General features: G+C 42.1%; 15 protein-coding genes. 8 read left to right on the top strand and 7 right to left on the bottom strand.

What is annotated here, in order from left to right; translation table 11 throughout:
- Positions 1-382: 382 nt before the first annotated feature.
- Positions 383-1,633: an MFS transporter gene (locus BQ5903_RS02540; protein WP_079578719.1), complete on the bottom strand. Its 1,251-nt coding sequence runs from the start codon at positions 1,631-1,633 to the stop codon at positions 383-385.
- A 173-nt stretch (positions 1,634-1,806) separates the two neighbouring features.
- Here BQ5903_RS02540 and proB point away from each other — a divergent pair, with 173 nt between their 5' ends.
- Positions 1,807-2,640 carry a glutamate 5-kinase gene (gene proB / locus BQ5903_RS02545; RefSeq protein ID WP_056972384.1) on the top strand — a complete coding sequence of 278 codons (834 nt, stop codon included), beginning with the start codon at positions 1,807-1,809 and terminating at the stop codon, positions 2,638-2,640.
- Positions 2,641-3,888 (top strand): glutamate-5-semialdehyde dehydrogenase, encoded by a 1,248-nt coding sequence (locus tag BQ5903_RS02550; protein WP_079578721.1) that lies wholly within the window; start codon positions 2,641-2,643, stop codon positions 3,886-3,888.
- An 83-nt stretch (positions 3,889-3,971) separates the two neighbouring features.
- Here BQ5903_RS02550 and BQ5903_RS02555 read toward each other — a convergent pair whose 3' ends face one another.
- The 3 genes from BQ5903_RS02555 to BQ5903_RS02565 all read right to left on the bottom strand — a co-directional run bounded on the left by BQ5903_RS02555 (position 3,972) and on the right by BQ5903_RS02565 (position 6,934).
- Positions 3,972-4,904, bottom strand: coding sequence for a phosphate/phosphite/phosphonate ABC transporter substrate-binding protein (locus tag BQ5903_RS02555; RefSeq protein WP_056972386.1), 933 nt, complete (start codon positions 4,902-4,904; stop codon positions 3,972-3,974).
- A 152-nt stretch (positions 4,905-5,056) separates the two neighbouring features.
- Complete coding sequence (locus tag BQ5903_RS02560; protein ID WP_079578723.1) at positions 5,057-5,977, bottom strand: aldo/keto reductase; 921 nt, start codon at positions 5,975-5,977, stop codon at positions 5,057-5,059.
- A 342-nt stretch (positions 5,978-6,319) separates the two neighbouring features.
- Positions 6,320-6,934 (bottom strand): endonuclease III domain-containing protein, encoded by a 615-nt coding sequence (locus BQ5903_RS02565; protein WP_079578725.1) that lies wholly within the window; start codon positions 6,932-6,934, stop codon positions 6,320-6,322.
- 227 nt (positions 6,935-7,161) lie between these two features.
- Between BQ5903_RS02565 and BQ5903_RS02570 the strand changes: the two genes are divergently transcribed.
- From BQ5903_RS02570 to BQ5903_RS02585, 4 genes are all read left to right on the top strand, one after another.
- Positions 7,162-8,124, top strand: a complete 963-nt coding sequence (locus tag BQ5903_RS02570; RefSeq protein WP_079578727.1) for a ribose-phosphate diphosphokinase — start codon at positions 7,162-7,164, stop codon at positions 8,122-8,124.
- 182 nt (positions 8,125-8,306) lie between these two features.
- On the top strand, positions 8,307-9,623 hold the full coding sequence (locus BQ5903_RS02575; RefSeq protein ID WP_079578729.1) for a C1 family peptidase: 1,317 nt from the start codon (positions 8,307-8,309) through the stop codon (positions 9,621-9,623).
- Positions 9,624-9,751: 128 nt separating this feature from the next.
- Positions 9,752-10,993 carry an ISL3 family transposase gene (locus BQ5903_RS02580; RefSeq protein ID WP_079578646.1) on the top strand — a complete coding sequence of 414 codons (1,242 nt, stop codon included), beginning with the start codon at positions 9,752-9,754 and terminating at the stop codon, positions 10,991-10,993.
- Between the two features lie 479 nt (positions 10,994-11,472).
- Positions 11,473-12,783 carry an IS1380 family transposase gene (locus tag BQ5903_RS02585; protein ID WP_010499933.1) on the top strand — a complete coding sequence of 437 codons (1,311 nt, stop codon included), beginning with the start codon at positions 11,473-11,475 and terminating at the stop codon, positions 12,781-12,783.
- A 169-nt stretch (positions 12,784-12,952) separates the two neighbouring features.
- On the opposite strand, the gene BQ5903_RS12415 is transcribed toward BQ5903_RS02585, so the two are convergent.
- Positions 12,953-13,084: a hypothetical protein gene (locus BQ5903_RS12415; protein ID WP_268869418.1), complete on the bottom strand. Its 132-nt coding sequence runs from the start codon at positions 13,082-13,084 to the stop codon at positions 12,953-12,955.
- A 130-nt stretch (positions 13,085-13,214) separates the two neighbouring features.
- Between BQ5903_RS12415 and add the strand changes: the two genes are divergently transcribed.
- Positions 13,215-14,231 carry an adenosine deaminase gene (add, locus tag BQ5903_RS02590; protein ID WP_079578732.1) on the top strand — a complete coding sequence of 339 codons (1,017 nt, stop codon included), beginning with the start codon at positions 13,215-13,217 and terminating at the stop codon, positions 14,229-14,231.
- An 80-nt stretch (positions 14,232-14,311) separates the two neighbouring features.
- Here the strand turns inward: add and BQ5903_RS02595 are convergent, their stop codons facing one another.
- The gene (locus tag BQ5903_RS02595; RefSeq protein ID WP_079578734.1) at positions 14,312-15,469 is read right to left on the bottom strand and encodes a hypothetical protein; all 1,158 of its coding nucleotides are present in this window, start codon (positions 15,467-15,469) and stop codon (positions 14,312-14,314) included.
- A 650-nt stretch (positions 15,470-16,119) separates the two neighbouring features.
- The gene (locus BQ5903_RS02600; RefSeq protein ID WP_079578736.1) at positions 16,120-18,774 is read right to left on the bottom strand and encodes a cation-translocating P-type ATPase; all 2,655 of its coding nucleotides are present in this window, start codon (positions 18,772-18,774) and stop codon (positions 16,120-16,122) included.
- 384 nt (positions 18,775-19,158) lie between these two features.
- Between BQ5903_RS02600 and BQ5903_RS02605 the strand changes: the two genes are divergently transcribed.
- Positions 19,159-19,299, top strand: coding sequence for a hypothetical protein (locus BQ5903_RS02605; protein ID WP_010497167.1), 141 nt, complete (start codon positions 19,159-19,161; stop codon positions 19,297-19,299).
- Positions 19,300-19,493 lie beyond the last annotated feature (194 nt).

Below are 19,493 nucleotides of genomic sequence, written 5' to 3' on the forward strand. Positions count from 1 at the left end.
ATCGGCTAGAAGTATGGGAAAGTTTTAGCCAATTTGATAAAATCGGCTAGAAGTATGGGAAAGTCTTAGCCAATTTGATAAAATCGGCTAGAAGTATGGGAAAGTCTTAGCCAATTTGATAAAATCGGTTAGAAGTATGGGAAAGTTTTAGCCAATTAGTCAAAATCGGCTAGAAGTATGTGGAAGTTTTAGCCAATTAGTCAAAATCGGCTAGAAATATGGGAAAGTCTTAGCCAATTTGACAAAACTGGCTAAAAGTATCGCAGAAATATAGCTGGTTTAAAGTTCTTCAGTTGGTTATTCTGATATTAAAAACTGCACCATAACGTGAGCTTTTATTTCACGTTATGGTGCAGCGTTCTTTTTAAGATTTAATTTTAATTTAGTTATTCTGATTTGGTGTCAGCTGGCGAAAACCCGGCAATGAAATCATGACTAAGAAGCTGATAATGTATAGAGCGGATAAGAAGCTCATGGTAACAGCTAAGTTAAAGTGATCCATCAAAAGCCCGATGGCAACTGATGAGAAACCGCCAATTGCGCGCCCGACATTCATGATCAGATTATTCGCGGTGGAACGGATCTCTGTGGGATACAAACGACTGATCACAGCACCGTAACCGCCGAACATTCCGTTTGAAAAGAAGCCAATGATCGCACCGATGAGCAGCATTGATGCGTTTGTTTTGGCAAAGAGGATGGCAAACATCACGGATGCCGACCCCAATAAGAAAATTGCAAACGAAACACGGGGGCCTAATTTGTCCATCAACTGTCCAAAGACTATCATGCCCAAACTCATGCCCAAAATCGTAGAAACCATCCATAATGATGAACCCGATACAGATAAACCCTGTTGTTTTTGCACGATGACTGGCAGCCAGTTCATTAAGCCGAAATAACCTGCGATCTGTACGATGGTCATGATCATTAAACCTAAAGTTTGAACGGCTTTGTGGGGCGTATCAAATAATTGCTTGAAAGATGGTTTATTATGTGTAGCTTTTTCCTGCTTTTGCGCTGCGATGAAATCAGGTGTTTCAGTGACATGGCGGCGAATAAAGTAAGTCAAGACTACCGGGATGATCCCTAATAAGAATAAAGCGTTCCAGCCAAAACGCGGAATGATCAAGGCAGCCATAACTGCAGCAAAAATTGCTCCGACTTGACCACCGATTGCAGCTATCGAAGACATTCGTCCGATTTGGTCAGAACGGAAATTTTCTGCCAGTAAGGCGATTCCGACGCCATATTCACCACCGGCGCCGATCCCGGCTAAAAAGCGCATCAAGTAGATCATTGGCAGCGAATTGGCAAAAAACATTGCTCCTGTTGCCAAGGCAAAAATAAAAACCGTGTAAGAAAATGTTCTCACACGACCATACCGGTCACCGATAATGCCAAATAAGGCCCCACCGACCAACATTCCAATGTTAGTTAATGACCCGATCAAACCAGCTTGGCCGCTTGAGATCTTAAGCTCTGCAATAATAGAAGCCAGCGAAAATGACAAAAACATAATATCCATGTTTTCAAGGGTAAAACCCGCTGCGGTTGAAGCAGTGACCCATTTTTGCTGCTTAGTAAAGCTGCCCTTTGCTGTTGTTTCGACAGTACGATGCACTTGTTCCATATTCAATTCCTCCAAATGGCGCTCTCTGACGCCGGTTATTTGCTCTTAAACATTCTGGCATAGATAATCAGAAAAAACAAGTGGAAAAATTAATAAAGTTTAATAATTACGGTGTCAAGATAGCTGTCTTGTTGTAGAATGGGGGTGTTACTTGAAAATTGGAGGAAATAAACATGAAGTCAATCCGCCACATGGAAAATGTGCAGCGGCTCGTAGTGAAAATTGGGACTAGTTCCTTGATCCACCCTAATGGTAAGATCAATTTACAAGCGATCGACCAGTTGAGTTATACACTAACGGGCTTGGTCAATGAAGGTAAACAAGTGATTTTAGTTTCGTCCGGCGCAATCGGCGTTGGCATGGGACAATTGGGCCTCACTAAGCGACCCAGAGAAATTCAGGCACAACAGGCACTGGCTTCGATCGGTCAGAGTGAATTAATGACTGTCTATCAACAGCGTTTTGCAGTTTACGGGCAGAAAATCAGCCAAATTTTATTGACTCACGATGTTTTAGACTTTCCTGAAAGTCGCGAACATGTTCATCACACGATGGAGCAATTGCTGGAGTGGGGCGTGATCCCTGTCGTCAATGAAAACGATACGGTTGCGGTCGACGAATTAGATCACCGTACCAGGTTTGGCGATAATGATCAGCTCTCCGCAATCGTTGCGACACGATCGAACGCTGATCTATTAGTGATGCTTTCGGATATTGACGGTTTTTATACTAAGAACCCGCACAAGTTTGCCGATGCGAAATTGATCGATGTTTTGCATGAGATCACCGAAGATTCAGTCCGTCGAGCCGGCGGAGCAGGGACTGAACTAGGAACTGGCGGCATGGTAACTAAACTCAAAGCGGCTCAAAGTATATTAGCTAATAATAAAATGATGGTCTTGGCAAATGGTGCTAACCCGTCGATCATTTTTAAGATCATGAATAATGAACCGATCGGGACACTCTTTGTTAGCGCGCAAAAAGATGAAGATAAAGAGGTAATTTAAATGACAGAATTACTGGCAGAGATGGGTGCTAAAGCACGACAAGCTTCGCTTACTTTGGCGCAGTTGACGACCACTCAAAAAAATGAAGTACTAGAGCAGATCGCTCTTGCATTAGAAAAAAACACGACAGAGATCATTAAAGCTAATCAATATGACGTTGAACATGCTACCGGTTTGGCATCTAAATTCGTTGATCGTTTGACTTTAGATCAAGGTCGGATCTTAGCGATGGCTGAAGGAGTGCGCCAAGTTGCGAGCTTGCCGGACCCAATTGGCAATATCGAACGCGGCTGGACCACTAAAGCAGGCTTACAGATCAGTCAGCGTCGTGTTCCGCTGGGAGTGATCGGGATGATTTTTGAAGCACGGCCTAATGTGACGGTCGATTCCGCAGCTTTGTGTTTTAAATCAGGGAATGCAGTGATTTTGCGTGGAGGTAAAGAGGCACTGCAGACTAATATCAAATTAGCTCAGGTTATTCGCAATGTTTTACAAGAACAAGGATTACCACTCGACGCAGTTCAAATCATTCAAGAAACTTCTCATGATTTAGCGCAGAAATTTATGCAGTTAACGGATTACCTGGATGTTTTGATCCCACGAGGCTCGGCCGGTTTGATTCAAACGGTGGTCAAGAATGCTTCGGTCCCGGTGATCGAAACAGGCGCCGGAAACTGTCATATTTATGTGGATGAAACAGCTGATCTGCAAATGGCCTGCGACATTGTGGTTAATGCTAAGACCCAGCGCCCCTCTGTTTGCAATGCGGCTGAAAAATTAGTCGTTTCAAGTCAGATCGCTTCTCAATTTTTGCCGCTTGTTGCGCGTGCTTTGCATAAATATAATGTTGAACTGCGCGGTGATAAGCGAGCTTGTGAGATTCTTGGCGCTCAGGCAGTTCCAGCAACAAAAGCAGATTGGGATATTGAATATAACGATTATGTTATGGCGATCAAAGTTGTTGATTCCTTGGACGAAGCGATCGCGCATATCAATCAGCATAACACGAAACATTCCGAAGCGATCATTACCAAAGACTATCAGCATAGTCGTGATTTTACCGACCGGATCGATGCTGCTTGTGTTTACGTTAATGCTTCAACGAGATTTACTGATGGGTTTGAGTTTGGATTTGGTGCGGAGATCGGCATTTCAACGCAAAAACTTCATGCTCGCGGTCCGATGGGCTTAAATGAACTGACAACGACTAAATACGTGATCTTAGGCGATGGCCAGATCAGAAAGTAAATAACGAGAGTAAAAAAATGGCAGTTACTATAATTACTTAGTGTGAGCAACACAGGTAATTATAGTAACTGCCATCTTTATATTTATTCGTCTAATTTTTTGACGGTTTTGTTATATTCACGCACGATATCAAAATCACTGTCTTTAGCAGAAGTGTAGCCTTCATGACCGTAGACATCTGCAACGATCGCGTGGCCTTTTTTAGTTTGTGCGACTTTTTTAAAGGCCTGTGAGATTCTTTTCTGCCATTTGGCATTCATATCACCGCGCACCGTGATGGTGTCATTAGGGATCTTAGCGCTGGTATAGATTGGTACTACTTCGTTCATGATGTTAGGTACGTCACTTTTTACTAGATTACGTGCTCCTTGCCACACAAATGCTGCATCGGTATTTTTATTGTAGACGGAAAGGACCCCTTGATCATGACCTTTGATCTGAGCAGTGGTAATGTTGTTTTTGTTAATATCGATCCCGTTTTTATACATTCCGACGGCTGGAAAGATCCAGCCAGAAGTAGAAGTGGTATCCTGAACAGCAATTTTCTTATCTTTCAGATCAGCTAATTTTTTGATGCCGCTATCTTTGCGTACCAAAATTTGTGAACGATAAAAGTCCACTAGTTTTTTGCTGTTATGATCGTCGGCACCTGTGACATCATATCGTTGGGCTAAAAGTAAGACTTTAGACTGATAATGCTGGTGTGCCAAGACATAGGCATCAGGCGGTAAGAAACCAACGTCGACTTTTTTTGAGCCCATCGCTTCTACGATCGTATTATAGTCTGTTGAAACGCTGACTTTGACCGGGATGTGCAGTTCTTTTTCCAAAAGCTTTTCTAATGGCTTAGCTTTGGCTTCGATCGTCGTGGCATTTTGTGAAGGCACAAATTGAACTGTCAGTTCTTTGGGTGCGTATGTTGTGGTTTTCTTGGCAGCTGTGGTACCGCAACCGCCTAAAATTATAAGTACAAAAAGTGCGATAATTGACAGGATAAATTTTTTACTTGATTTCATCATGATCTCCTAGATCCAAAAGGATCAATTTATTTAATAAAAGTATAGTTTACTTTTAAAACTATAAACCGATTTCACAAAAAGTCAAGCAAATTTTGCAAAATAAAAACTGACCAACAAAGTTTTCGCTGGTCAGTTCGTGACTATTTGTTTTAAAAACTACTGAACAATTGCTCGATCTGGTCAAATTCACTCTGGCTTAAGTTAACGTCCACAGCGGCAACATTGCTTTTGACTTGGTCAGCGTTTCGGGCACCGGGGATCACAACACTGATGTCTGGATCTTTCAAATACCAAGCGATGATCGTTTGTGCGACCGTTGCCCCATGTCCATTAGCAATATTACGCACTTCATCTAAAGCGGAAGTGATCGTTTGATATTGCTTTTGAGAAAATTGTTTAAATTTGTTGCTATCTTCAGGACCATATTTGCCAGTTAACAAGCCGGCAGCCAGTGGGAAGTAGGGCACAAATGAAATTTGATTTTCTTTGAGATAAGGAAATTCTGTTTGTTGTGCTCCACGATGGACCAAACTGTAATTATCCTCGGCAATATCGACAAGCCCATCGGCATTAGCTTCCTTGAGCTGGTCAGGGGAGAAATTAGAAACACCGATCGCACGGATCTTGCCGGCTGTTTTAAGTTCACTTAAAGCGCCGACAGGCTCAGCCTTTGGAGTATCTTTATCCGGAAAGTGAATATAGAAGATGTCGAGATAGTCGGTTTTCAAACGTTTTAAAGCATCATCGACCGATTTTTTCAAAAACGCAGGTGTGTTGTTGAATTCACCATTTTTGCTTGGATCATGGGCAGCTTTTGTAGCGAGCACTATCTTGGAACGATCATAGTCTTGGATGACGTCCCCGATGATCTCTTCAGAACGACCATTTCCATAAGCAAAGGCAGTGTCCAGCAAAGAAATACCGGAATTCAGTGCTTCTTTGACCAGTGCATAGCCATTTTCGTCTTGTAGATCGCCGAATAGGTTATGCCCGCCGACCTTGTTAGTCCCTAACCCCAGAGCATTAGAAACAGTGACGTCACTTTTGCCAATTGTAACTTCTTGAGTCATTAAAGGATCCCCCTTATTTTGAAAAGCAAGTTTGTTCTTGCGTTATTAGCTTAAGTATAAAAGAATTAAGCAGTAAATTAAATTATTTTGTTTTACAAACTAAGGCCGATAATTTAAGAAAACGTTTATGCATTGCAAGAAAAAGTGGCTGACTGATTAAGTTATTCTCCAATCAAAAGAGAAGCAGCCGGTCAAAGTTCTTATGCAAATTCAGCGTGGTTCAAGCGATGAACATGCACTCCATCTCAGTTGAAGTTATCACGGCAACTGAAAGCGTGGTGCCAAGACAATGATTTTTTCCAATTGGCTGAGCCGGAACACTAATTTGTTACATAAAGCGATTCACAATTCAAAACGAAAACGTTCAGCTAAATTGAGCGGATCATCCTTTAGTTTGCCGTACTCGTCGATCAAAGCATGAAACTCTTGCGCTTCAATGGGCGAAAAATCTGACTGCAGTTCAACTTTTAGTTTCAGCTGCTCATAAGTAAAATTCTGGCCGGTCAATTTGCGGAATAATTTTCTGGCATAAGCATCCGCAACGAAAGCTGAACGATCAAACAAATAGAGCAGCAAGACGTCAGCTGTTTCAGCACCGATCCCAGGAATTTTTAGCAATTCATGGCGAAGGGCAGGTGTTTGTAAACGGCTAAGTTCTTGAAAATGATCTTGATACATGGTTAAAATATTTTTCAAATACTTTACTTTGGCATGGTAAAAGCCACTTGGCCTGATCAAGTGTTCCAGTTGTTCACTTGGCAAACGACGGATCACGGAAGCGTCAAAAGCAGTGACTTGACGTAAGTTTTCCAGTGAACGGGCAGCAGAGTTCCAGTTGGTATTTTGGACTAGTATCATGCCGCATAACATTTCGGTAACGCTATCTGCTGGCCACCAGTTTTGTGGTCCCAGGTAATCAGCCAGAGTTAAATAAAGTTGGTGTAAATTTTTTTTCAAAATTGGCCCCTTTCTTGAAATTAAAAATAAAATTGTGAATTTATCTCAACACTTTGAACAATAACATAGAAATTCACGCTCTTTTTTATTATAATATGTTGTGAAAGAAAAATTTAATGAAAATAAGCATTCAAGAAAAATCTGTTAATTGCAAAGCCGTAGACGATTAGTATATGGTTTTTGTAGATTTTCAGCCTGACAAAATAGTTGTGGAGGATCAATTAATAATGCAAGAAAATGCGGGGATTAAATTATTTGCGCTTAATGGGAATCCAGAGTTGGCAAAAAAAATTGCTGATCAGATGGGCGTTACTTTATGTCAAGCTTCTGTCAAACATTTTAGTGACGGTGAAATACAGGTCAATATTGATGACAGTGTTCGTGGCGATGATGTTTTTGTGATCCAATCGATTTCAGAACCAGTCAACGAAAACTTTATGGAACTAATGGTCATGATGGATGCTTTACGTCGTGCCAGTGCTGGTTCTATTAATGCAGTCATCCCTTATTATGGCTATGCCCGTGCTGATCGTAAGGCCCGCTCTCGTGAACCGATCACGGCTAAGCTAATCGCTAATTTCATTCAACTTGCAGGTGCTGATCGGGTCATCACGATGGACTTGCATGCCGGTCAGTTGCAAGGTTTCTTCAATTGTCCAGTGGATCATTTACTGGCGATCTATGCGCAAGCTCAATACTTTAAAGATTCTGGGATCGCCGATGACGTCGTTGTAGTTGCGCCTGACCACAATGGTGTGAAGGCTGCCCGTAATTTGGCTGAATTATTGAAAGCTCCGATCGCGATCGTGGATAAGCGCGATGATACACGGATCGATCCTAAAAATGCGACGGTCATTGGTGATGTTGCAGATCACCAATGTATCGTGATCGATGATCTGATCGATACCGGTGGCAAGGCTTTGGACGCTGGGCTTGCCTTAAAGGCTGCCGGTGCTGGTGATATCTATGCTTGTGCCACTCATCCGATTTTATCCGGCAACGCTTCTGAAGAGTTAAAAGAATCTGAATATAAGGAAATAGTTGTCACAGATACGATCCAGATCCCAGAGCAAAAGCAATTTGACAAGTTAAAAGTTTTGTCGGTTGCACCAATTTTCGCAAAAGCATTAACTTTGATCTATAATAATCAGTCGGTTGATACATTGTTTAGTAAAAAAGATAATATTTAAGTTTTGTAAGCCATATTAACCCTGAACAGCAGTGGGCGGTATGGCTTTTTTAGTGCATTTCTAGCAAAAAAATGAAGTTCAGCTAAGAAAATTAAAAATAAATTAGAAAAATAGTTGCAAGTATTTTGGATTTGATGCTAGAATTTAAACATGTGAAAAATAAAATGAAACGAGGGATTTTTTTGACAAAAGATCTGACTAAAAAAGATTTACGACAATTTAAAACAGACTTAGATGAGGTCCCCGTCAGCAAGGCATTGGCTCGAGCTGTACAACAAAATGGTGTGCTCAAGTCAAGTGCGGACCATACTTTTTTAAAAAATTTAAACCGAACATTTTCAGTTGAAGTTGAGACGGATTCTGTTACCAATCAAAAACAAAGCGGGCGTTGCTGGCTGTTTGCCACTCTCAATACTTTACGCCATGATTTTGCCAAGAAATATAAGGTGAAAGATTTTCAATTTTCACAAAATTATAACTCTTTTTATGATCGGTTAGAAAAGGCCAACAAAATGTTGGAAACTGCAATCGAACTGATTGATCGGCCGGATGATGACCGCGAGTATCTAGCAATGCTACAGTGGGGTGATACTGATGGTGGTCAGTGGGCTAACGGAGCTGCTTTGATCAACAAGTATGGCTTAGTACCTCAAAGTGTCATGCCTGAAACTTACAATAGTGAAAAAACAAAAGAAATTTCAGATGTCTTAAATTATAAGTTGAAAAATGATGTTGTTGATCTACGAGCTCATTACCAAGCAGGTGCGACAGAAGATGAGCTGCGTGCGGAAAAGAAAAAACAACTTGCTGAGGTTTACCGGATGTTGGTTTATGCCTTCGGTCAACCGCCAGTCAGCTTTGATTTTGAATATCGTGATGATAACAAGAAATACCATCTCGACCGTGATCTGACGCCACAAGAGTTTTTCCAAAAGTATGTGGCAGTTGATTTTGACCAATATGTTGTTTTAGCTGATGCGCCTGATCATGAAAGAAATCAGAATTTTGTCATCCCGAGTCAAAACTATATCTTTGACGGCAAGCAAGTAGAGTTGGCAAACGTGGGCTTGAAGTCGGTAAAAGATGCTGCGATTGCTTCTTTGAAAGACGGCAAGACGGTCTGGTTCGGCTGTGATGTGGGTCATTATTCTGACCGGCAGCTCGGGATCTTAGCAACGGAGTATTTCCAAAAAGCTGAGTTGTTTAACATTGATCTGACGATCAATAAGGCGCAACGTTTGGCAACGCGTGAGGGTGAATGTTCCCATGCTATGACACTGACAGGGGTCGACTTGGTTGACGGACAGCCTACCAAATGGAAAGTAGAAAACAGCTGGGGCGATAAAGTCGGCGAAAAGGGTTACTTCATCATGTCAGATGAATGGTTCGACCAGTATGTCTATGAGGTCGTTGTCGAGCGGAAGTACCTGACTGCAGATGATCTGAAAGTTGTCGATTCACCTTCAAAGGCACTTAAACCATGGGATTCGTTAAGTTAAAAATGTTTGGGTCTAAACTTTTTAGTGTTGATGAGCGTTCATCAGCACTATTTTTGTACAAAAAAGGACATCATTTGTCCTCATATGCTACGATTAAAGCGACAAAACCAAATCAAAGCGAGGTATAAATGATGTCCCAAACTGATTCTATCCTAAATTTACTCAATATCCAAGACCCAAATATCAAAATTTCAGCTTGTACTGATTTTTCACAGGCCGGAGTTCACGAAAAACTGCTTTCAGCTACGCTGACTTACCCCGTCGAACGCTGTGTTAATTGTGGTTCCACGAATATCGTTCAGAATGGGACCCGCCTGACCAAGATGAGACTACCCAGCCTAGGTGAACAACCGCTCCGCATGAACTTGCGCAAACAGCGTTATCTGTGCCGGACTTGCCACCATACTTTTAGCGCGCAGACGCAGCTCGCTCCACCTCGGCACTCGATCACCCGCCAAGCAGTCCACGAAATCGCGACTTTGGCTAAGAACTCACTGCCAGTCAAAACGATCAGCCAGACCGTGGGAATCTCAGCTTCCTCGGTTCAACGGATCTTGTATAAGGATCAGCGAGCTTTAGTAACGCCCAAAGAGCTGCCGACAGCTCTCAGTTTTGACGAATTTCGTTCAACTAAGAACTGCTTTTCTTTTATCTGCATTGACGCAAAAACCCATGATTTGGTCACCTTATTGCCAGATCGTCTCTCGCAGACGATCCGCGAGTATTTCACCAATACTTATACACTTTCTGAGCGTCAAAAAGTTCAACTGGTGACCATGGATCTGAATGCGCAGTATCAGACTTTCGTCCGTCGTCTTTTTCCTAACGCCCTGATCGTCTTTGACCGTTTCCATATTGTTCAGTTAGCGGGTCGGGCACTTGACCATGAACGGCTGCGTGTTTTAAAAGGGATCAACGACCACCACGACCGCAACTATAAAGTTTTAAAAAGCAACTGGCGCTTATTCCACTTAGCTGAAAATCAACTTGAGACCTCCCAGGTTAAATATTATCGGGGATTAAATGAATACACGACTGCCCAAAATGTGGTCGATCTGGGACTCAAGAATTTTCCACAGTTCGCAGAAAACTATCAGACCTATCAAACGATCTTAACCTTTATTCGCAACCGCGATCGGGCTACTTTACAACAATTAGTTATGAACTACCGTCCCAATGGTACTGAAATGGATACCGTCATGAGGACCATTCAAAAGAACTACTTAGGGATCAGGAACGCTTGTCTCTATGACTACTCTAATGGGCCGTTAGAGGGGATCAATCGCAAGATCAAAGAACTTAAACGTAGCTGTTACGGATTCAGTAACTTAAGGCATTTCTTTATCCGCATCAAATTGATCCATGCCTAAGATAAAAAATTTAGGTCAACACTGTGGGAGGCAGGTGCGGGCCCATTTCGCTACGCTTCGGACCCGCACCTGCCTCCCAACCCAAACACTTTAATCTAGCTATGGCAGTAAAAAAAGAACCCTACCATAAAGATAGAGTTCTATGGACCATCAACACTATTTGACAAAGTCCCAAATGTTTTTTGATTTGACTAGGAATAGAGCATAATGAAAAAGAAATTGTGATGAAACCAGTCGCATACAGAAATAACACGAAATTCGAAAAAATTTTGTGTTATTTTTTATCTACTTAAAAAAAACAATTTGTTCCAGTTTCATTTAAATCCTGAATTATTCATACTTTTCCCTTAAGGACTACTTTTTGTTGTTGTCATGTTAGTTCGCATCTTTTTCGTTTTTCACCTGTTGGGTGTACAAAAAGAGCACATCCTGTGCTATTGTTAAGTCGTTGAAAACCACAAAGAACAGGAGTGCTCCTTATGTCAACTTTACATCATGAAAAACTTTTATTCAATGACCAGATCAACATTTCTAATGACGGTGGTGAGTTAGCGAACGATGCCGGAACTTTATTAATTGCTGAATTTCTGCACCAAATTCACTTTGACCAGCTCTTAGAAGATAACTTGCATTTTAAAGATGACCGTAAATATTGTACCTTTCCCTTGAACAATTTATTTAAGCAGTTGCTGTTGCAATTGCTGGCAGGATACTGCCAAGATCAGTCGGCTAATACCTTGTCACACGCCGTTGATTTTAAGCTGGTCTTGTCTCAAGCGGTCGCTTCCCAGCCGACACTTTCACGCTTTATCAATCACATTTCAGCGTCTGGGCTCTTTTCAGTCAAATCATTGCTCGGCTCGGTAGCTCACTTTGTTCTTGGGCAGCTAAATCAACATCAGCTGATCCTTGATCTAGATTCGACACATGCCGATACGTTTGGTGACCAAGAAAAGAGTGCTTATAACGGTCACTACCAGACCAACGGTTATCATCCTTTACTAGCCTTTGATGCTTTATCGGGCTGCTTGTTGAATGCTCAATTACGCCCCGGCAATCGCTATACTTCCCAAGGTGCGACTAAATTTTTATTACGGAGCTTACGGGCCTATGACGGATCTTCCCTGGATGTCTTAGTGCGGGGAGATTCTGGTTTCGCAGCTCCAGGGATCTACCATGCGTGTGATAAAAAGCAGGCTAAGTTCGTGATTCGTTTAAAAGCGAACTACCAGCTCCAAAGTCGGGCTGAAAACCTGATCCAAGTGGGTGACCAGGACTTCACCGAAGCTGAAGTCCAATGGCATGTCCTGCGAGACTATTGTCCTCAAAGTTGGTCACGACCTTATCGTGTGATTATTAAATCAACGCGGCCGGCGGGCAACTTTCTGTTTGACCATGAGTTTATCGTGACCAACTTGGAAGAATTAAGCGGTCCACAAGTCTTTGCCCTCTATCACCAACGCGGTTCCATGGAAGACTTGATCAAAGAAGTTAAACGTGGCTTTCACTTTGATAAAACGGACAGTTCTAGTTTTGAGGCCAATGAGTTCCGGATGCTGGTAGCTGGGGTCGCTTATAATATACTGCAAGCCATGAAGAACTTAGTTTTACCAACAAAGCTTAAACACGCTCAGGTCGGGACGATCCGTTTTAAATTACTCCATGTGGCAGCTAAGGTCACGCACCATGCGCGTCAAGTCTGGGTCCATTTATCTCAGACCAATGTGTTCGATAAATTATTTTGGCAGACACTGTTCAAGATTCAAAATCTAAAAATATATCCGCTGTGAACTCACAAAAAAAAAATGTTTTTCTTAGGGAAAGGGTGAAGTCTGTCCTTTTTTAAACAGTCCGACAACAAAACTAACAAAAAGCTGCTTTTTTTACACACTAAAGTAACTTTGCACAAAGTTTTAACTGCAACGAAAAGTATGAATAATTCAGGTAAATTAATATTATTTAGTTCTTGCGTGCTGCAGTTAAAGCCAGGACTAGCCCAAAATAGGCTAAGTTTTGATAGTTAACATTACCGCCATCAGGTAAATCAGGGAACGATGTGAGCGGTAAGAATGTATGAAAATTTTCTGACACACTTGGATTTTTGCATACATTAAATCATAAAATAATGTAAATATTCGTGTATTGCTATTGATTTGAAATTTATACATGGTATACTTCGAAGTGTTTTATATTTGAATAACACAGCATAGGAGGGGCTAATTTGCCAACAAAAGTTACCAAAGAATTCACTGCTAATTTACCAAAAGCCGAACTACATTTACATATTGAGGGGACGCTTGAGCCAGAGCTGAAATTGAAACTTGCTAAAAGAAATCATGTCGATATTGGACAGACAACAATTAAGGAAGTACAAAAGACGTACGAATATGATGACTTAGCTTCTTTTTTGGCGGTTTATTATCCGGCGATGGAAGTTTTGCAAAAAGAAGAGGACTTTTATGAATTAGCTTTTGAATATTTACAACGGGCAGCCGCAAATAATGTCCGGCATGTTGAAATTTTCTTTGATCCGCAAGCACATACTAGCAGGGGAGTGGCATTTGAAACAGTGATCAATGGACTTTATCGGGCTGTTGTTGATGCACGTGCCCTTAATGTGGATGCCGCGTTGATAATGTGTTTTTTACGTGATTTTTCGAAAGAATCGGCGCGAAAGACTTTGTTGGAGGCTTTGCCATATAAAGATAAATTTATCGGGATCGGCTTGGATTCTGATGAACACAATAATCCTCCTCTGAAATTTGCCTGCCAGTTTGAAGATGCGGCTGCAGAAGGTTTACATTTGACGGCTCACTGTGACATTGATCAGAAAGATTCTATTGAGCATATTCGTCAAGCATTGGAAATCATGGGAGTTGAGCGCCTAGATCATGGAACTAATATCGTTGAAGATATTGATTTAGTTCAATTTGCGGCTAAAAATAAGATCGGTTTGACTTCTTGTCCACTTTCAAATGGCTATGTTTCGCCAGAAATGAAGGGTAAAGAGGTTCTTGAATTGTTGAGACAAGATGTAAAAGTTTCGATCCACTCAGATGACCCTGCTTATTTTGGCGGCTACATTGGAGATAACTACTATGCAATCGCTGAACGTTATAACTTAACTAAAGATCAAGTCGTAAAGTTGGCCCGCAACTCATTTGAAACTTCGTGGATCAGTGAAGAGAAAAAAGCTTTGTATATACAAGAACTCGAAGATTATGCAGCTGTTAATTAGAAAATATTAACTTATTTCGTACACTAAAATAAGTCCAGTAAGTGACAAATTAAGTCGCTTACTGGACTATTTTTCAACTTTTAATGCAGTTTGTAAAAACCGAGGCTGATGATTGCGATCACGGCGGCTATTACTCCAGCAATTGTAGTTAAATTATTAGTGCTTTGGGGAGTATTCTTTTTTGGCGCAGCCGGTTGCTTAAGTTGCGCTGTTTGTTGTTCGAGAGACCTTGCATTTTTCTTGGTTGGCGGCAGAAGTTGGGGTTGCAATGAGTTTGGGACTAACTGCTGTCTTTGCTGGCTTTTTTCTGACAATTGTAGGTTCTGATCTTTGGTTTGCTGTGCAACTTCTTTAGGAGTTGGCATTTTTTTGTCAGCAGCAGGTTTAACAACTGGTAAGGTCGTTTCTGCAACTGCACTTGGGAGCTCTTCTTTCGTGTAGCTGATCTGCTGGTCACTGATCCACGTGCCGTCAGTTGTCAAACTGAGCTGCCATTTAGCTAAGTTGCACTTATAACCCTTTAGCTCAAGTGCTGGGACAGTGATCGATGGGCCCCCTAGAATCGCAGTGACCTGCGGCAGAGTGATTTCTCGCGTTTTTCCATCGACTAAAACAGTTAGCTTGGCATCTTCAGTCACCGTTGGTCGTGTGTAAGTGACCGCGGAAGTAACCAGTTCCCATTCTCCTGTTTCAGTCAGCTGCAATTCTAGTCCGCTGCCTGAAACGTTAGACTGGTAACCGTCAAGCTCTGGGGCAGCAATAGCGATAGTGGGGCCTCCAGGAATCCCGGTAACTTGTGGGATCGTAAGCTCAAACGTTTGTCCATCTTTAGTGACAGAAATGTGTGCATCTTTAGTCACGACGGCAGGATCAGAGATCGTTTTGCGATATTCCACTTGCCCTTGTTGAATGATAGAGCCATCTGTATTAACTTTGAGTGCTACTTGCTGTTTTTGTTGTTGGTCGACATAAGTTGTGTAACCAGTCATTTGCGGCACGTCGATCGTGATCTGTCCCGGCTGGATGTTGGCGGGGATGGAACCCCCTGATACGATTTTTTGACTAGGGCGTCCATCGATAAAAATAGTGAGAGACACATTTTGAGGTGCAGTTTGTGAACTAAGTGTCGTTTCGACTTCCTGCGCCTTAGTTTGGCTGGTTTGGGCAAATACCAGTTCACTGCCTAATAAACTGAGACTAATAACCGTTATGTAATATGTATACCTTGAAAATTTCATATTTTCCCCTTATTTAAACGTAAACCCCTTAATATAGGGCTGACCTTCAGCTCTAATCTTTAATTATAGATGACATTATTCTCTTGAGCAATAACTCTTTGTTACGCTATTAAGTTTGTTTTTCAAACTCTTAAACTCTTATTCGTGCAAATAATTAAAAATGCTAAAAAATAGCCCAGCCACGATGTGAATCTCACATTTGGCTGAGCTATTTGATGAGCTTATACTTGAGCTGCGACAAACAAGAAGTTCCGCTTGACTGCGCTCTGTTTTTGTAGTCGAGTTCCGTGAAATAGAAAGTTGCGCTTATCCAAGTCTGGCATTACAACGCTAAGTCCGCGTTATAATACCAGACTCCGATATGCTCGCTTTCTCTCGGTTTCACTCTGCTCTGTTTTTTGTACTTGAGCTGCGACAAGCCAAAACTTTCCGCCCAATCAACTCCGCATTATGACAAATGCCTTTCTTGTCATGATGCCCGAGTCCCTTGGTGCTCAAGTTTTCCCGGCTTGTTCCACTCTGTTTTTATAGTCGAGTTCCGAAACCCAGAAGGTTGTGCCTAGCTAACTTCCACACTATATTGCCAAGTTCGCAATATAGCATGAAAGCCTGCTAGTGCTCACCTTCTTCCCGGGTTTCTTCACTCTGTTTTATAGATTCTTATATACTGTTTTTCTCTGGACTAATTTAACCACTTCTACGATCACTATCATTAAGAACACCGCTCCAAAAATAATTCCCCACTGTGTCAGGTTCAGTGTTGTGACATGGAAAATATTGTTGAAACCAGGAATGAAGATCGTGGCTGCTAAGAGCACTCCAGAACCAAGGATCGCCCAGTTGAAGAAACGATTCTCAAATGTTTTTGTCGTAAAGATCGAGCGGTGGATCGACTTACAGTTAAATGCATGACCTAACTGCAGCATACCTAACGTGATAAATGACATCGTCAGCGCATCGGCGTGCACCATATCTGAGCTTTGATGGACTGGATCCAAAATTGCCAGCAAGTAAACTCCCAGTGTTAGAAAACTTTCTAAGATCCCCTGATAGATGATGCTTGAACCAACGCCGTTTGATAGAAAAGTCGATTTCTCGCCCCGTGGTTTGTGTTCCATCGCATCGGGTTCTCCTTCTTCGACTCCCAGTGCGATTGCTGGGAAAGTATCAGTTACCAGGTTGATCCACAATATCTGGACCGGCAAGAAAATGTCCCAGTTGGCAAATGTCATGATAGATAACGTTAAAACTTCACCTAAGTTAGCTGACAGTAGATACTGAACTGCTTTTTGAATATTGGCGAAGACTTTCCTACCTTCTTCGACCGCTGTGATGATCGTAGCGAAATTATCGTCTGCTAAGACAATATCGGCGGCTCCCTTGGAGACCTCTGTCCCAGTGATCCCCATGCCGACACCGATATCCGCAGTTTTTAATGCAGGGGCGTCATTAACCCCGTCACCTGTCATTGCCACGATCTTACCATGACTTTGCCAAGCCTTCACGATCCGCACTTTGTGTTCGGGTGAGACTCGAGCGTAAACGGAATATTTGTCAACATTTTGTCGTAATTCTTCATCTGACAATTCGTCCAATTCGCTGCCGGTGATCACGCCTTGGTCGTCGCCTTTTTCAATGATCCCCAGGCGCGCTGCAATTGCTTGGGCTGTTTCCTTATGATCACCCGTGATCATCAATGGGCGTATCCCAGCTGCCTTAGCTTCTTTGACAGCATCCTCAACTTCTGGTCGTTCAGGGTCGATCATTCCAGTCAAGCCTACAAAAATCAGGTCGTTTTCGTAAGCCTCTGATGTTGCTTGCTGTGCGACTTTTTCAACCGGTTTGTAGGCATAAGCCAAGACACGCAAGGCACGGTGTGCTAAACGACTATTGGTGTCTTCGATCTTCTGGCGGTCTGCGGGTGTAATGTCTCTGACTTGACCGTCAACAGCAATCTTTGTTGTTCGCTTCAATAAGACATCAACCGCACCCTTAGTTAAACAGTAGATCTTTCCATCCTTGTTTTTTACGATGGCACTCATCAGTTTGCGGTCTGAGTCAAATGGCACGGAATCGAGCCGTTTATATTGTTGTTCGATCTCAGCTGGATCATCTTTTTTATCAATGAAATACTGAATTAAAGCCGTTTCTGTTGGATCGCCCAACAACCCGTCTTTAGTCCGCTTGCTATCATTGGCTAGCAACATGATCGAGGCCATGCGTGACGATAACGGTAACGCATAGTCGCTGACTTTCATTAGTTTCTGATCAGTGAAGATCTGTTCGACCGTCATTTTATTTTGCGTTAAAGTCCCAGTTTTATCGGAGGCAATGATCTCGGTTGTGCCTAGAGTTTCCACGGCTGGCAGTTTACGGACCAGCGCATTTCTTTTAGACATCGTCTGTGTTCCTAATGCCAACGTGATCGTCACGATTGCCGGTAAGCCTTCTGGAATGGCAGCTACAGCTAATGAGATCGCGGTCAGCAGCATATCAAATGGAGTTTCACGTCCAGTCGCTGTACCAAAGATAAAAATCACGGCTGCGATGACCAAGATCAAAATACTTAAGATCTTGCTGAGGTGATTGATATTTTTTTGCAAGGGGGTCGTTGTTTGTTCGACTCCGGAGATCATGCCGGCGATCTGTCCGACCTGAGTCTCCATTCCGATCCCCGTCACGACGGCCTCTGCAGTTCCATAAGTCACATTGGTATTCATGAAAGCCATGTTGTCTTGGTCACCGATCCCGGCTTTTTCATCTGTCAAGATTTCGCTGTTCTTTTCAGTCGGAACTGATTCACCAGTCAATGCAGACTCTTCGATCTTTAAATTGTGTGCTTCTATGATCCTGGCATCGGCCGGCACTACATCCCCAGCCTCTAGCAAAATAATGTCGCCTAGTGTGACGTTATTGCTTTGGATCTGTTGGATCTGACCAGCACGTCGGATCCTGGTATAAGGTGTCGTCATTTCTTGCAACGCATCGATCGCGTTTTCTGCTTTGGATTCCTGAAAGACACCGAAAGCAGCATTCAATACAACTACCAAGAAGATGATCAAGGCATCAGAAGCTTCACCGATCAGTAAAGAGATGAACGTCGCGATCAGCAAGATAATGATCATCAGGTCTTTAAATTGATTGATGAATTTTTGTAGAATTGTTGTCCTTTTTTCACCAGCCAGCTCATTTTTACCGTATTTTTGAAGTCTGTCTTCTGCCTGCCTTTCTGTTAAACCATCCTGTGTTACATCCAGTTTCTTTAAAACATCTTGGGTGGGATCTTGATAGTAGTTTGCATTCAATCGCTGGACCTCCTTATAAATTTTTACTTGAATGTTATTTAAAACGGGAAACTACCGTCCTTAAGATTATCCTACCATACGATTTGAATAAAATGAAAATGATATCTTTGGAAAAATGCTAAAGTTTTAATTAATTTATTTTTAGCCCCAAAATATTGCTAGTTTAACTGTAATTGCAAACGGACGAGTAATTGGTAACACAGGTGAAATTAATTTCATCATTAAATTAAGTGAAGTATCACGCAAAAACGAAAATCATTAGCTACACAAACGTTGGTCCCAAAATTCAACCTGATTTCATGATATTTTCAGAAAAACTTGAAATTGTTGCCGATTTTCGGTAAAATACTTCAGTGCATGATTATCTGAAGGGAGGAATATGAAATGTCACATAACGATCATATTGGGACAGCTAATGACCGTCGTAAGGTCAATAACGTCAACGTTAAGAACCGTCGCAAACAACATCTTGCAGTTCTTGACTTCTTGAAGAAACAAGAAGAAGCTGAAAAAGCTGCTAAATAATTTCAGCACTGCTTGGCCTAATGCCTGGTGGAGCTGACCTTATGCGAGATCACAGCACGGTGTTTCCGGCTCGAGCGGAATATCCGCGTTCTTAATTAAGGGGTTAGTTTCAATTAATTGAACAAATTGATAGCTCCACATGGGCCCATTATTTGAGCACATGTGGATTTATTTTTGCTTTTAATTAGCGGTAA

It is taken from the genome of Ligilactobacillus acidipiscis, from assembly GCF_900116935.1.
GTDB lineage: Bacteria > Bacillota > Bacilli > Lactobacillales > Lactobacillaceae > Ligilactobacillus > Ligilactobacillus acidipiscis.

Excerpts from the sequence above, each read along its gene's own strand:
- BQ5903_RS02550 (WP_079578721.1), top strand. The coding sequence starts at position 2,641 with ATGACAGAATTACTGGCAGAGATGGGTGCTAAAGCACGACAAGCTTCG.
- BQ5903_RS02595 (WP_079578734.1), bottom strand. The coding sequence starts at position 15,469 with ATGAAATTTTCAAGGTATACATATTACATAACGGTTATTAGTCTCAGT.
- BQ5903_RS02580 (WP_079578646.1), top strand. The coding sequence starts at position 9,752 with ATGATGTCCCAAACTGATTCTATCCTAAATTTACTCAATATCCAAGAC.
- proB (WP_056972384.1), top strand. The coding sequence starts at position 1,807 with ATGAAGTCAATCCGCCACATGGAAAATGTGCAGCGGCTCGTAGTGAAA.
- BQ5903_RS02605 (WP_010497167.1), top strand. The coding sequence starts at position 19,159 with ATGTCACATAACGATCATATTGGGACAGCTAATGACCGTCGTAAGGTC.
- BQ5903_RS02585 (WP_010499933.1), top strand. The coding sequence starts at position 11,473 with ATGTCAACTTTACATCATGAAAAACTTTTATTCAATGACCAGATCAAC.
- BQ5903_RS02555 (WP_056972386.1), bottom strand. The coding sequence starts at position 4,904 with ATGAAATCAAGTAAAAAATTTATCCTGTCAATTATCGCACTTTTTGTA.
- BQ5903_RS02560 (WP_079578723.1), bottom strand. The coding sequence starts at position 5,977 with ATGACTCAAGAAGTTACAATTGGCAAAAGTGACGTCACTGTTTCTAAT.
- BQ5903_RS02540 (WP_079578719.1), bottom strand. The coding sequence starts at position 1,633 with ATGGAACAAGTGCATCGTACTGTCGAAACAACAGCAAAGGGCAGCTTT.
- BQ5903_RS02570 (WP_079578727.1), top strand. The coding sequence starts at position 7,162 with ATGCAAGAAAATGCGGGGATTAAATTATTTGCGCTTAATGGGAATCCA.